The sequence below is a fragment of the Neisseria sp. MVDL19-042950 genome (assembly GCF_030504625.1).
GTDB lineage: Bacteria > Pseudomonadota > Gammaproteobacteria > Burkholderiales > Neisseriaceae > Neisseria.
This window is the reverse complement of record NZ_JAUKWH010000006.1, coordinates 1-14,794: the sequence shown is the minus strand read 5'-3', so window position 1 is coordinate 14,794 and position 14,794 is coordinate 1. Positions and strand designations below refer to the sequence as shown.

11 protein-coding genes and 1 pseudogene are annotated in these 14,794 nt (G+C 49.0%); 4 read left to right on the top strand and 8 right to left on the bottom strand.

All coding sequences use genetic code 11. The features are described 5' to 3' along the window. Nucleotides 1-518: 518 nt before the first annotated feature. From Q0X97_RS06605 to Q0X97_RS06595, 3 genes are all read right to left on the bottom strand, one after another. Entirely contained in the window at nt 519-1,847 is a 1,329-nt protein-coding gene (locus Q0X97_RS06605; RefSeq protein WP_302067259.1) for a DUF3482 domain-containing protein, read from the bottom strand. Nucleotides 1,848-1,928: 81 nt separating this feature from the next. Beyond that, a complete protein-coding gene (locus Q0X97_RS06600; RefSeq protein ID WP_302067260.1) occupies nt 1,929-2,606 on the bottom strand; it encodes a hypothetical protein in 678 nt (225 codons plus the stop codon). 63 nt (nt 2,607-2,669) lie between these two features. Then, nucleotides 2,670-4,028 (bottom strand): DUF2868 domain-containing protein, encoded by a 1,359-nt coding sequence (locus Q0X97_RS06595; RefSeq protein WP_302067261.1) that lies wholly within the window; start codon nt 4,026-4,028, stop codon nt 2,670-2,672. Nucleotides 4,029-4,193: 165 nt separating this feature from the next. Here Q0X97_RS06595 and Q0X97_RS06590 point away from each other — a divergent pair, with 165 nt between their 5' ends. From Q0X97_RS06590 to efeB, 4 genes are all read left to right on the top strand, one after another. Next, nucleotides 4,194-5,243, top strand: coding sequence for a hypothetical protein (locus tag Q0X97_RS06590; protein ID WP_302067262.1), 1,050 nt, complete (start codon nt 4,194-4,196; stop codon nt 5,241-5,243). Nucleotides 5,244-5,513: 270 nt separating this feature from the next. Continuing rightward, nucleotides 5,514-6,350: an iron uptake transporter permease EfeU gene (gene efeU / locus Q0X97_RS06585; protein WP_302067263.1), complete on the top strand. Its 837-nt coding sequence runs from the start codon at nt 5,514-5,516 to the stop codon at nt 6,348-6,350. 14 nt (nt 6,351-6,364) lie between these two features. Continuing rightward, nucleotides 6,365-7,534 (top strand): iron uptake system protein EfeO, encoded by a 1,170-nt coding sequence (gene efeO, locus Q0X97_RS06580; RefSeq protein ID WP_302067264.1) that lies wholly within the window; start codon nt 6,365-6,367, stop codon nt 7,532-7,534. An 82-nt stretch (nt 7,535-7,616) separates the two neighbouring features. Further along, nucleotides 7,617-8,894 (top strand): iron uptake transporter deferrochelatase/peroxidase subunit, encoded by a 1,278-nt coding sequence (gene efeB, locus Q0X97_RS06575; RefSeq protein ID WP_302067265.1) that lies wholly within the window; start codon nt 7,617-7,619, stop codon nt 8,892-8,894. 76 nt (nt 8,895-8,970) lie between these two features. Here the strand turns inward: efeB and Q0X97_RS06570 are convergent, their stop codons facing one another. The 5 genes and pseudogenes from Q0X97_RS06570 to Q0X97_RS06550 form a co-directional block, all read right to left on the bottom strand. Next, nucleotides 8,971-9,831, bottom strand: coding sequence for a PoNe immunity protein domain-containing protein (locus Q0X97_RS06570; RefSeq protein ID WP_302067696.1), 861 nt, complete (start codon nt 9,829-9,831; stop codon nt 8,971-8,973). 494 nt (nt 9,832-10,325) lie between these two features. Continuing rightward, nucleotides 10,326-11,249 carry a PoNe immunity protein domain-containing protein gene (locus tag Q0X97_RS06565; protein ID WP_302067695.1) on the bottom strand — a complete coding sequence of 308 codons (924 nt, stop codon included), beginning with the start codon at nt 11,247-11,249 and terminating at the stop codon, nt 10,326-10,328. A 432-nt stretch (nt 11,250-11,681) separates the two neighbouring features. Then, complete coding sequence (locus Q0X97_RS06560; RefSeq protein ID WP_302067694.1) at nt 11,682-12,545, bottom strand: PoNe immunity protein domain-containing protein; 864 nt, start codon at nt 12,543-12,545, stop codon at nt 11,682-11,684. Nucleotides 12,546-12,802: 257 nt separating this feature from the next. Further along, nucleotides 12,803-14,371, bottom strand: a complete 1,569-nt coding sequence (locus Q0X97_RS06555; protein ID WP_302067693.1) for a hypothetical protein — start codon at nt 14,369-14,371, stop codon at nt 12,803-12,805. Beyond that, a pseudogene (locus tag Q0X97_RS06550) lies at nt 14,371-14,794 on the bottom strand (hypothetical protein); the annotation flags it as partial. The gene Q0X97_RS06555 and the pseudogene Q0X97_RS06550, both read right to left, overlap by 1 nt.

Below are 14,794 nucleotides of genomic sequence, written 5' to 3'. Positions count from 1 at the left end.
CTAACGGAGCGAATTATGCACGCCCAACACCATAACCGTCAAGATATTTTCTTATTATATTTCTTAATATGGTCGTTTTAATTTTTTTATGTAGCTTTATTTCTAAAATAAATATCCATTTACGAACAAAAGCCAACCCCAACCGACAACATCAGAGCTTCTTCACTCCTCTTGTCTTGCAAAAAAAACCGGCTTAAAAAAACAAATCAAGCGGACAAAAAAATGCGCATATCTTTGGGATATGCGCCAAGTCTACAAAGGAGAAATAGAGGAGAAAAATCAAGCTGCATTGAGCAACTCGATGGAAAGCATTGTGCCTTTATCTCCGTAACAGGTCAATTCCATTTTGCGGTTTTGTTCGATTTACTCCAAAAAAGTACCATAAAAACAACAAATTTATGTTGTTTTATTTTCGATTTTAACAACAAAAAATGCCTATAGCATTGAAATTTCAGTATTTTATGCATTAAAAATAATTATTGGGGCACAATTGTTCCAATTTGAAAATATCCGTTTTTTTACAACTTCTTCGCCAATCCCTTCGCCGCTTCCGCCCGCTCGCGCCGGCTTTGCTCCGGCAAATGCGTATTCAAAGAAGACCACTTCGGCTGGCTTCTGGCTTTATTCAATTCAGACGGCAGTTTGGAAGGCTGCCACGGCGTTTTGCCGCTCAACATCTGAATCTGGGCTTGTGCCGCATGGCCGCGTTTTTGCAGCGCGTTCAGCAAATCCAAAGCGCGGGCGGCCAGTAATGTGATGGTTTCAGGGTCGATATGCAGCGTTTGAATGCCGGATAATTTATCGCTGATGGTTTGCATGTTCGGCAGCACACCGCCAAGCACGCCGCCGATGGCCGTGCCCAAACCGAGCGAACCGCCCAGCGTTACCATGTCCACGCCCAAGCCGATTAACGCGCCCGTGGCTGCGCCCGTGCCGGTGCGGATGCCGTATTCTTTGAGCAAATCCGCGTCAAACGGGTCTTGGCGGAATTCTTTCAACGCCCATTCGCCCGTGTCGATTTCGCTGTGGTAAAAACGGTAGGTTTGGAACAACTGCTGTTGAAGCTGGCGTTCCAACTGGCGCACGGCGGCCTGCATGGTTTGCAATACCGGCTCGGGGTTGTCGTCTTCGTCGATTTCCTGTTTATACGCAGCAACATCAAGCAGAAAATGGGCGATATCGTGTTTGGCATCGCTGTCGAGTTTCTGCCATTCGCGGCGGCGCATCCCCATCAAGCGGTCGAGCGTATCGCGTTCGGGCAGCATGGTGGCGAGATTGTCCCACAAGCGGATTTCGCCTTCAAAATCAAAGGCGACGGTATCGAATCCGCTGTAAACATGCAGCCCGCGCCGTGCCAGCATAGTTGTCCATTCGCTTAAATCCTGCCCTTCGATAAAGTTGAATACGGGCATCACGGGTTTGGCGCACCACGAAAGCACGGTCAGCTCGTCTTTATATTTGTTCAACACCGGCTCGCGCGCATCCACCACATACAAAGCCATATCGCTCTGCAAAAGCTGGCGCAGCACTTTGGCTTCCTGATTGAAATCGCCCGCCGCTTCGGGGCTGTCGAGAAACTGCTGTAAACGCTCGATGCCGTCTGAACGGCCGGAAGTATTGGCTTCCAACCAATCCAGCACACCGCCCGCATCTTCCAAACCGGGCGTGTCGTAAAGGTAAACCAGCGTATTGCTGCCGTCGCTAATCGCCGCCTCTTCCACATGGCGCGTGGTGGCGGGCGCGTTTTTAACTTCGCCGAACTGACTGTCGCGCAGCAAAGTACGCAGCAGAGAGGTTTTACCGGTGTTGGTGTGGCCGACGACGGCTAGAGATAGGGGATTTTGCATAACTATTTAATTATATGAATTTATTACTATGCTAATTTGAACAATTTAAATAACAATAGATCAAGTATTGTTATCAGCAAGTCAAATATCCAATACAACATCTGCCAAAACTTCAGTGTGAGCAAACAACAACATTTCAACTTCTTGAATAGAAGTGTCACAAGCAATCGCCACCTCTTTCAATAGTTTTAAATAATTGTAATAAACATCTTTAGATGGCATTGACTGATATTGCTTCCGATTGTTTTTTTTCATAAGTTTAAATTTATCAGACGCTTCTGCTATTTTTGTATTACGACTCGATAAAACTGGAAAAAACTTTGATTTATATTTCCCTTGCAATAATAATGCATTCAATGAAAAAGCGACTCTAGAGTCAAATATTGCGTAGGTTCGAGGTTCTACAATACTCAGAACTTTAGACCAAGATGAAATACCTGTTATTCCTTTTCGTTTGATTAAGTCTTGTGGTTCTAACTCCGCATAGCCACTTATCGTATTTTTATCATTTGTACGAATACCACCCCAATTTTTAACATACCATTTTGCCAACTTTTCCCTTTTCTCCAAAGAAGAAACTTTCCAATGCTCATGTAGTTGCTGACGTAATTGAAGATTTTTCTTAGCTAAATCCCAATTCTGATCTATGTTTATATGCACTCCTTCTGGCAAACTATCAAGTCGAAATTTATCCCAAGTGTAATCCCTGCTCAAATTATCTAATTGGCTTAGAACATATTCATTCACGATGCAAAACATGCAGTATCCTTTCAAATTTACAAATAAAAGCCATTACATATAAGTCATTGAATAATTTATATTTCATACATCAAATACATTTTGACTTATCTCCAACCGCTCCCGCTGGCTAACCCCAGCAGGATCCAACCACGGCAAACTGCGTTCGGTTAGGGCTGCGTGCCATTGACTTAAATAGTCTTCGAGGCCGTCTGAAAAGTCTTTTTCCACCAGCAATTGCACCACTGCTCCGCCTTGTGCGGCTTCGGCCAGAGCGGTGATTTGGCGCAGGATGCCGCGGTCGGGCACGCTGCGGGCGCGGATGCCGATCAGCAGTTGTGCGGGCTGTGTCTGCAATTCGTTTTTTAAGACGGCCACGGCATCGCGGCTGTCGGCGGTGCCTTTGTCGAGCCAATCTTGTCCTAAGATGTGTTTGAACCATGTTTTGTCGGGCCATTCGGCATCGAGCATCACGGCCCATTTGGGGGATTGGTTGAGGCTGATTTTGGGGACGACGGCGGTAACGGTTTCGCTTTGGGTGTCGGCATCGACGACGCGCTGCTGCCATTGTTGGATGATTTGTTGGTAATAGGGTTTTTCAAGCGGCAGCGGGCTTTGGGTGCGGCGGGAAAGGATTTTGCATACGAGCCATGCGGCGAAGCGCGGCAGCAGACCGTAGCAGATGATGCTGCCGATTAAGAGGCCCCCCCATTGTCGGGAGGCGGTGATGTCGTTGTTCAGACGGCTGTTTAAGACGGCCTCGGTATCGGGCACGGGAAAGCCGAGTTTGGCGGGCAGCCATGATAAAACCTGCACGGCTTTAACGAAGGTGCCGTCGCTCAACAGGGTGCTTTCCCAATTGAAGGTGTATTGGCGCACGGTGAGCAGCAGCACGACGGCGGCGAGCATGCCGAGCAGGGTCGCCAGCCACAGGCGGTGGGTGGTTTGGCCGATCAGCCAGCGGGTGGCGGGTTTGCTCCATTCGTCGCTATACAGGCGCAAAATGGCTTGGTTGACGGGGTCTTTGCCGCGTATCCACATGGCGGGATTGGCGAAAAATCCGTTGGGTTTGAAGCGCATGCCTACGGCGGCAAGCCACACCAGCAGCATCAGGGTGTGCAAACCGAGTACGCCTGCCAACACGAAAAAGAAGTTCAGCCCCGATTGCTGCATTAGGGTAACGGTGCCGGCAAATCCGCTCACCAGCCAAAACACGGTAGCCGCCAGCAGCAGCCATGCAAACAGGCTGCGGACGCGGGCGAGGCTGTCTTGCAGCTTGTGGTCGCTGTCGATCATTTCGGCGCGGCGGTTGAGTTTGGTTTCGGGATTGCCGTCGGCGTGGCGCAGGGCTTCGGTGATGGGTTGCGGGTCGGCAGGGAAAATGTAGCTGCGTTCCTGAAGCAGGCGCACGAGTTCGGTAAGCTGGCGGTGTGGGTTGAGCATTATCGGTATGAGGCCGTCTGAAAATAAAGCGTTATTCTAGCATAGGCTTGTTTTCAGACGGCCTCGGCGGTTATACCAGAATTGACGCGATAGGCCGTCTGAACGGCCTTATGGCAAATGCCGTATAAATTTAGTATGCTACCTACACTCATAGGAGCATAGATCATGAAACTAATCCGCCACCTTTCCTTCGGCCTGATAGCCGGCATCGCAACTGCTGCCGCTTGGGCCGAAAACGCACCTGCGGCAGAAGCACTTGCCGAAACAGCCGTCGTTGAAGAACAACCTGTTTATGTACTGATTGTCCAACCGCAGCCTACTCCCGAAACACCTGAAAACAATACTTGGGTAGACCGCCGCCGCAAAGACGTTCAAACCACCATCCGCGGGTGGGCGCATGCGATGGATGACTGGTTCGGCACGCCCGATCCCAACGACCCGGCCTCCGCCAACCTGCGTATCCTGATTGATACCGAATGGAACCGATACGATGATTTTTCGGTAAAACCGCGCATCCGAGGCAAAGTAAAACTGCCTGTGCTGCAAAAACGCCTCAACGTGGTGTTCGGTGATGATTCTTTGGACAACCAGCCGCAGAAAACCGGCCACTTATACGATGAAAATATCCATCAAAACAAAACTTTCGATAAAACCCAAACCCGCGAAAGCAACTCTTCTCTGGCCTTGCGCTGGTCCGACATCGGCAAATACACCGGTATCGACACCGATGCCGATATCGGTATCCGTTCCGGCAACGATCTTTACGTGCGCTTGAAAGGCAGCAAAGACTGGCGGCTCGGCGGCGATTTCAACACGCGGCTCGAACAGATTTACCGCTACGGCATAGACAGCAAACATTATGTGCGCACCAACTGGGAAGTACGCCATGCGCCTTCCGAAAAGCCTTTTATCGCCAACCACTTGCACGTTCAATACGCCAACGACGAAAAGCATGAAAACTGGTCGTGGGGCAACAGCCTTTACCGCCAACATGATTTCCCGAAAAACAAACGCCTGAATTACGGCGTTTACAGCGGCGGCGAAATCAAAAACAAAAAAGCCAAGCTCAACAGCTACGGCCCGTTTGTGAGCTGGCGGCAACCCGTTTGGCGCGAATGGCTGTTTGTGCAAACCGAGTTGAACTACCTCAACAACCGCAATGAAAACCGCAGCCACCACCCCGGCGTATTGGTGCGGGTGGAAGCATTGTTTTAAAACCGCCGCCCGAGCCAAGCTCCGTCAGTATAGGCAAGGTATCCGCGCGATACCTTGCTTCAATCCGTTAAGCACTGCATCAAACACCGCTCCACTTTCTCTTCCCCTTCCGATTCAGCCCCGCTCTTCCCCCTTCATGCCGACGTTTCAGGAACCAACCTTTCATCTTGCTCTCAAACGCAATAATCAAAATTATTTGCATTTCTATTTAAATAGGCATATAAAATTAATAATCTTGATTCATATAACATTGATTTACAAAGTAAAATTATGTTTATTGCTTTCCTGATTATGCTGCGCGAAGGCATTGAAGCCGCGCTGATTGTCGGCATTGTGGCCGGATTTTTACACCAGTCGGGCAACGGCCATTTGATGCCGAAAGTATGGCTGGGTGCGCTCTCCGCCGCGTTGATGTGTCTGCTGTTGGGCTACGGCATCCATACCGCCACCGGCGAAATTCCGCAAAAACAGCAGGAATTCGTGGTCGGCATCATCGGGCTGGTGGCCGTTGCCATGCTGACTTACATGATTTTGTGGATGCAGAAAGCGGCGCGCTCCATGAAGCAGCATCTGCACGATTCGGTTCAGACGGCCTTAAACCGCGGCAGCGGTCAAGGCTGGGCATTGGTGGGCATGGCTTTTCTGGCGGTGGCGCGCGAAGGTTTGGAGAGCGTGTTTTTCCTGCTCGCCGTATTCCAGCAAAGCCCGAGCTGGCAAATGCCTGCGGGCGCGGTGCTGGGTTTGGCGGCGGCGGTTGTAATCGGTGCGTTGATTTATCAGGGCGGCATGCGTCTGAATTTGGCGAGATTTTTCCGCTGGACGGGCGTGTTCCTCATCATCGTCGCCGCCGGTTTGCTGGCCGGTTCGTTGCGCGCGCTGCATGAAGCGGGTGTATGGAACCATCTGCAAACCATCGTTTTCGACATTTCCCATATCCTGCACGAAGACAGCCCGCTGGGCGTATTGCTCGGCGGCTTTTTCGGCTACACCGACCACCCGACCCAAGGCGAGGTTTTGGCGTGGCTGCTGTATTTGGTGCCCGTGATGTATTGGTTTTTACGCGGCAGCTCACCGGCTGCATCTGTTGGAAAATCCCCAGTAAATTGAGAAAGAGGTCAAACATGAAGAAACTGAATATCACCGCTTTATCCGTGCTGCTGGCACTCGGCCTTACCGCCTGCCAACCGCCAGAAGCCGAAAAAACCGCCGCGCCCGCATCCGGCGCGCCGGCCGAAACCAAAGCACAAGACGGCAGCTTCAATATGGCGGTCAACGATGAAAAATGCGAACCGATGGAATTAACCGTACCCAGCGGCGAAGTGGTGTTCAACATCAAAAACAACAGCAGCCGCAAGCTCGAATGGGAAATCTTAAAAGGCGTGATGGTGGTGGACGAACGTGAAAACATTGCCCCCGGCCTTGCCGACAAAATGACCGTTACTCTGCTACCCGGCGAATACGAAATGACCTGCGGCCTACTCAACAACCCGCGCGGCAAACTCACCGTAACCGACAGCGGCTTCAAACAAGCGGGCGGCGAAGCGGATATGGCCAAACTCGCCCAACCACTGGCCGACTACAAAACCTACGTTCAACAGGAAGCCGACCAACTGGTCAGCAAAACCGCCGCTTTCGTTGCCGCCGTGAAAGCGGGCGAAATCGACAAAGCCAAAGCCATGTTTGCCGACACCCGCACCCACTACGAACGCATCGAGCCGATTGCCGAACTGTTTAACGAACTCGACCCCGCCATCGACGCGCGTGAAGACGACTTCAAAGCCGGCCCCAAAGACCCGGCCTTCAGCGGCTTCCACCGCATCGAACACGCCTTGTGGATTGAAAAAACCACCAAAGGCGTTGAAGCCATGGCCGACAAGCTCGAACAAGACGTGAAAAAACTCAAACAGGAAATCGACGTGCTGACCTTCCCGCCCAACAAAGTAGTCGGCGGCGCGGCCGTATTGATTGAAGAAGTGGCCAACAGCAAAATCAGCGGCGAAGAAGACCGTTACAGCCACACCGACTTGAGCGACTTCAACGCCAACATGGAAGGCGCACAAAAAATCGTCGATCTGTTCCGCCCGCTGATTGCCGAGAAAAACAAAGCTCTGCTCGATAACGTCGATGCCAACTTCAAAGCCGTCAACGACATTCTGATGAAATACAAAACCGCCGACGGCTTTGAAACCTACGACAAACTCAGCGAAACCGACCGCAAAACCCTGCAAGCGCCGATCAACAGCTTGGCCGAAGACTTAGCCAAACTGCGCGGCACACTCGGTTTGAACTAACCTTTTACAGCCATATTTCAGACGGCTTCCCAAGCATCAATTGCTTGAGGCCGTCTGAAAATACCCTCACAGCAAAAACATCATGAGCAACGAAAACCAACCCCCTATCCAACCCGAAAAACGTACTTTCCTCAAGGCCGCCGTTGCCGCAGCCGCCACCGGAGCAGCCGCAGCGGCAGGCGGTTTCACATGGGGAGAAAAAAAAGGCCGTAACGAAGAAAAAGCCGCCAACTTGGAACATTCGACCGAAAGCTACGACTGCTACGGCCAACACCAAGCAGGCATCACCACCCCGCACCAACAATTCGGCATCATGGCCGCTTTCGACGTGCTCGCCAAAACCCCGAAAGACTTGGAAAAACTGTTCCGCATCATCACCGCCCGCACCGAATTCCTCACCCAAGGCGGCGAACTGCAAGACGGCGATGCCAAACTGCCGCCTTCCGGCAGCGGCATACTCGGCAAAACCATCCGCCCCGACGGATTAACCATTACCCTGAGCGTCGGCGCCAGCCTGTTTGACCAACGTTTCGGACTCGCCGCCAAAAAACCCAAACACTTGCAGGAAATGAAAGACTTCTTCAACGACAAGCTGCAAGCCGACTGGTGCGACGGCGACATCAGCCTGCAAATCTGCGCGTTCACCCCCGAAACCTGCCAAAACGCCCTGCGCGACATCATCAAAAACACCGCCCGATACGCCATCATCCGCTGGAGCATAGACGGCTTCCTGCCCAAATCCGCCCCCGGTTCCGCCCCGCGCAACCTGCTCGGCTTCCACGACGGCACCGCCAACCCCAACGTAACCGACCCAAAAACCGCCGATCAGGTGTTATGGACGGGCATCGCCCCCAACAGCCAAGACGAACCCGCGTGGACGAAAAACGGCAGCTACCAAGCCGTGCGCATCATCCGCCACTTCGTCGAATTTTGGGACAGAACACCGCTGCAAGAGCAGGAAACCATTTTCGGACGCGAAAAATACAGCGGCGCACCGCTGGGCATGAAATACGAAAACGACACGCCCGATTACAAAAAAGACCCTGAAGGCAAAGTGATTCCCAAAGACAGCCACATACGCGTCGCCAACCCGCGCGACCCCGAATTTATGAAGAAACACCAACTTTTCAGACGACCTTACAACTATTCGCGCGGCCTCTCCAAAGCCGGCCAACTCGATGTCGGTTTGGTGTTCATCTGCTATCAGGCCAATCTGGAAGACGGCTTCATCTTCGTGCAAAAACTGCTCGATACCGAGCCGCTGGAAGAATACATCAGCCCCTTCGGCGGCGGCTATTTCTTCACGCTGCCGGGCGTTGAAAAAGGCGGTTTCTTCGGCCAAAGCCTCTTAGGTGTTTGATTGGCTTTCAAACCGGATAACTTGAGGCCGTCTGAAAAGTTTTACGCTTTTTCAGACGGCCTCTACATATAGCCGGCTAATGTTGCTGCAACCGCTGCAATTCTTCTTCGCCAAACCGCACCTTACGGCCGTCGTCGCGTTTCAATAGCCGCCAAACGGTATCCTGCCGGTAAACGGGATCGCCGTTTTCATCATATTCTGCGCTGACACGTCCGGCGGGTAACGGTTCCCCTTGTTCCACCATGATTTCATGGCCGATAAAGTTGTCCACGCCGTATTTGCCTGCAAACGGCGCAGACATTCCCGCTTTCAATAGCAACGGCAGGTGGCCGCTGCGATCTTCGGCCTGTAAGCGTTGCCGTTTTTGCTCCCGCGCCCAGTCGACCATATCTTTCGGGTAATAAGGATATTTCCGCAATTCGGTATCGTCCAAATCATCCAGATAAGCGATGGCGGCGGCTTCAAAACTCCAGTAGCCGCAAAAACCGTTTTGTTCGGGGTCGAGATGGGATTGGTATTCCAAATCACTCATACCAACCATTTCTTGGTACCAGTCTTTCAAATAAGCATGAAGGATGGTTATTTTTTCTGCCTTGTCTTTTTCCCTAATAGCATCGGAAATCAAAATCGCATGGTCGCCCATTTGTACATATTCAGGATCGGGGCGGTCTTTAAAACGGTAATAGAAAAAGTCTTCGATGGTGCTGTCGGGCTCCAAACCATCGGCCGCATTGTCTAGAATCACTTGCAGCAACCGCTCCAGCAGGTCCTCACGATGCAATAGGTAACAAACGGCAATAAGTTGGATGACTTTCAGATATTCGTCGGCTTCATTCCATTTTAGAGGGCCGCAGTAATAGCCTATATCTAACAGTTCTTCTTTATTTTCTAGCCAAAATTGCGTAGAGATTTCTAGTGCATTAATGATGTCATCCAATATTGGTGGTAATTCTGAAATAAATGCTCCAGCAGTGTATTTGATCTTTAAAAAATCCCATAATATTTTTGCTTTATAAAATAATGTTTGCCGTTCATCCAAATCTGTTGAAGACTCTATTTCTGCAAACATATCAAGATTATCCTCTAGTCTTTTATGCATTTCTATCCACCTATCTTCACTTAAGAAATGCTGTCTGCGTTTTATATGAAAAGGGATTTGTTCTGTATCGTTCATTTTCTTACTCCTGACTAAATCAGTTAACGCTGTTTAGTAGATTTACGGGCTTTTTTAGACGGTTGAGCGGTCGTCCGTGTCTTGACCCAAGCATCAATATCCACATCGGTAAACACCCGTGTGGGCTCGTGTTTCTGGTGTTTGGCCATTGCCCACAATAATTCATTATATTTCTTCGTACCGGTAACATATTGCAGTAATACAAAGGCCGTCTGAAAAGTTTTACGCTTTTTCAGACGGCCTCTGCATATAGCCGGCTAATGTTGCTGCAACCGCTGCAATTCTTCTTCGCCAAACCGCACCTTACCGCCGTCATCGCGTTTCAACAGCCGCCAAACGGTATCCTGCCGGTACACGGGCTCGCCGTTTTCATCATATTGTGCGCTGACACGTCCGGCAGGTAACGGTTCCCCCTGCCCCACCATGATTTCATGACCGATAAAGTTGTCCACGTCGTATTTGCCTGCAAACGGCGCAGACATTCCCGCTTTCAATAGCAACGGCAGGTGGCCGCTGCGATCTTCGGCCTGCAAGCGTTGCCGTTTTTGCTCCCGCGCCCAGTCGACCATATCTTTCGGGTAATAAGGATATTTCCGCAATTCGGTATCGTCCAAATCATCCAGATAAGCGATGGCGGCAGCTTCAAAACTCCAGTAGCCGCAAAAACCGTTTTGTTCGGGGTCGAGATGGGATTGGTATTCCAAATCACTCATACCTACCATTTCTTGGTACCAGTCTTTCAGATAAGTATCGAGATAGCGCAACTGTTTGGCTTTGTCATCGTCGCGCATGGCATTGGACAATAAAGCCGCATATTCACCAAACTGCACATAATCGGGGTCTTCCCTGTCTTTAAAACGGTAATAGAAAAAGTCTTCGATAGTGCTGTCGGGCTCCAAACCATCGGCCGCGTTGTCTAGAATCACTTGCAGCAACCGCTTCAACAGATCTTCACGTTGCAGAAGATAGCAAACGGAAATTAATCCGAGAACTTTTAGATAGTGTTCAACATAGAACCACGGCATAGGAGCTGTATAGTAACCAATCTGATTTAAGGCTTCTTTGTTTTGTTGCCAGAATTGAGAGGAAACTTCCAATACGTTGATGATTTCATCTAGTACTAAAGGCAGTTTAGAAATAGGTTCTCCTGCCGTATAGTCTATTCTTAACAAATCCCACAAATCATCAGCTTTATATTTAAAGAAGTTTCTTCTTTCTAAATCGTTACTTTCCCAATCATCATTGTTAATTATTATGTTTTTTTTGAATAATAAAAGTTTGTTTAAGTATCTATCCTTGCTCAAAAAATGCTGTCTACGCTTTTGATTAAACCGTTTTTGTTCCTCGATTTCGTTCATTTTCATATTCCTGTGAAGTTATTTTTTACGTTTGTTAGCTTTAGTTGAACCTTTGCCCACATTTTCTCGGGTACGCCTGCTTACCCACAAGTCAATTTCCACATCTGTAAACACCCGTGTCGGTTCGTGTTTCTGATGCTTGGCCATTGCCCACAATAATTCATTATATTTCTTCGTACCGGTAACATATTGCAGTACTACAAAGGCCGTCTGAAAAGTTTTACGCTTTTTCAGACGGCCTCTGCATATAGCCGGCTAATGTTGTTGCAACCGCTGCAATTCTTCTTCGCCAAACCGCACCTTACCGCCGTCATCGCGTTTCAGCAGCCGCCAAACGGTATCCTGCCGGTACACGGGCTCACCGTTTTCATCATATTGTGCGCTGACACGTCCGGCAGGTAACGGTTCCCCCTGCCCCACCATGATTTCATGACCGATAAAGTTGTCCACGCCGTATTTGCCTGCAAACGGCGCAGGCATTCCCGCTTTCAGCAGCAACGGCAGGTGGCCGCTGCGGTCTCCGGCCTGCAAGCGTTGCCGTTTTTGCTCCCGCGCCCAGTCGACCATATCTTTCGGGTAATAAGGATATTTCCGCAATTCGGTATCGTCCAAATCATCCAGATAAGCGATGGCGGCGGCTTCAAAACTCCAGTAGCCGCAAAAACCGTTTTGTTCGGGGTCGAGATGGGATTGGTATTCCGAATCACTCATGCCAACCATTTCTTGGTACCAGTCTTTCAAATAAGCATGAAGGATGGTTATTTTTTCTGCCTTGTCTTTTTCCCTAATAGCATCGGAAATCAAAATCGCATGGTCGCCCATTTGTACATATTCGGGATCGGGGCGGTCTTTAAAACGGTAATAGAAAAAGTCTTCAATGGTGCTGTCGGGCTCCAAACCATCGGCCGCGTTGTCTAGAATCACTTGCAGCAACCGCTCCAGCAGATCTTCGCGTTGCAGAAGGTAACAAATGGCAATAAGTTGGATGACTTTCAGATATTCGTCGACTTCATTCCATTTTAGAGGGCCGCAGTAATAGCCTATATCTCGTAGTTCTTTCTCATGTTGCAACCAAAATTGTGTAGAGATTTCTAATATATTGATGATGTCATCCAACATTGGCGGCAATTCGAAGATAGGTTGGCCTGCTGTATAATTTAAACGTAAGAAATCCCAATCATCATGAGTCTTTAGATAAATTAAATACTGGGTATTTACTCGTCCACTTTTCCATTTTTCAGTCCAAAATTGTAAGTTTGAAGGACGCTCCTGTATTTCCTTTTCCCATTTTGCTTGATGCAAAAAATGCTGTCTGCGTTTTATATGAAAAGGGATTTGTTCTGTATCGTTCATTTTCTTACTCCTGACTAAATCAGTTAACGCTGTTTAGTAGATTTACGGGCTTTTTTAGGCGGTTGAGCGGTCGTTCGCGCCTTGACCCAAGCATCAATATCCGCATCGGTAAATACCCTTGTAGGCTCGTGTTTTTGGTGTTTATTCATTACTTGTGATAATTCATTGTATTTTTTAACATCCACCGCATATTGCAACACTTCTGAGTAAGCTGCCAGATGTTCTGCTATCGCGTCAGAGTTGAAAAAAACCACTCGGCGTGAATAGTTTCCTAATACTTGTTTATATCCTTTTTGCAATTTTGCATTACACCATTGTGTACTCATCTGTAACTGCTGCCGATTCTGTACCGTCCGACGCTCCGTTTTATCTCGATTATCAGTCAGCAACGCTCCCAACGATTTTGTCAGCGAAGTCGCACTCGCTTTCGCTTCAACGATACAGTAAGTCTTGCCGCCTATTTTACCGTCCACCTTCCACAGCGAATCTATCCCTTTCGGATTGACGGACGGAACGTGCAATTGATACAGCACGCCGCCGTAATTGATTTTATGGCAGCTGCCGCTGCTTTTGCCACCTTTGTCATGAGCCGCTCTGCCTCCGACCTGTTTCAGCATCCAATAATCGGCCATATGCTCGCCGACGATGCCGGTAAGTGCGTTACCGGCCAAACCTACGGTATTTTGTACTGCTGAAGCCACCCTGCCCCTATTGGTGGCGGCATTTTGGGCATCTTTGCCATTGTTCAGTTTGGGATGCTGTTTCTGCTCTAAGGCTTTTTCATTCTTTTGCCTTTTTTGGGCGGCGTTTCGCCCGGCTATACCGACCGCTGCCGGCCGGTTGTTTTTATTGCGGTGGGTATGCGATGCCGCTCCCTGTATGGCGGCAGTTACCAATTCCGCATGTTCTCCCAGCAAATCCTTCAAAAACCTCCGAACAGTTTCCGAACCTCTGAGTATGGCACTCTCCATATTTGCTTTGAATCTTCTTGTAACCGGAATTTGTCCTTTAGCCAAACTTACCAGCAATGCAGGGAGACTTACCTCGGTATGTGTCCATTGCCATCTGTCAACCGGACGCAAAGTTATGCTGCCCTTAGCAAGTACGTTCAGCATTTCCAAGTATGCATCAATGGCTTCACGACTTTTAGTGATGGCGGTATTTACAGCCTGATTCCATTTTTGGACATGATTGACATAATCCCGTGCTTTTCCAATAAATGCACCGTGTCTTTTACCGAGAGCACCTTCCAGCATAAGAATACCGTTGCGAACGCCGTTTCCGGCATGACGGTTGCGCCATATGGGTTTAAGTACACCTTTAAATAAACTGCCGACTTCGGGCATCCATCCAAAAGTAGTAAAAGCTATATCTGCATAATCATCTTGATCCAATTGCCAGTTTTTTTCTTTGAGGCGGTATATCAATCCAATGGTGTCTTGGGCGTCTAATATTTGATCAATGCCCGGAATCAACCCTACTAAACCCCTTACCATAATGGCGGTGGAGCTTTGCTGTTTGCCTCCCTCAAATTCACCTAAAACCAGCGTTTTCAGAAACTGTTTCACATCTTCTATGGTTGGCATATCCATTAATGTTTTTCCTTTTTATGTGCCGAGTTTTCTTGATTCAACCAAACACGATGTATTTCTTCTTCCGTATAAGCAGATTCATCTTGTTTTTTCTTCTCTTGTACCGGCTTCCATTCTCTTATATCTTCTCCGAACACCACATGAAACCTGCCATTTGGCGCATCTTCAATGTGTGCGTAACCATTTTCATCCAACACGCCTGAGATAATCGTTCCGTCCTCAAAATGGACATCGAAAGGAGCATTAACTACAGGCATTAAATCATCATACGTGTAATAGATATCAACCCCTTTGTTAATGGTAAATCTGGGGAGCGGATATTTATGTTCCGCCTCTTCCGTAACTTCCCAAGCGGCTGCTTTTACTCTGGCTACTTTAGGCTGGCCGATTTCTATCTCGCCGTCTTTCAGCTTGATGTAGCCG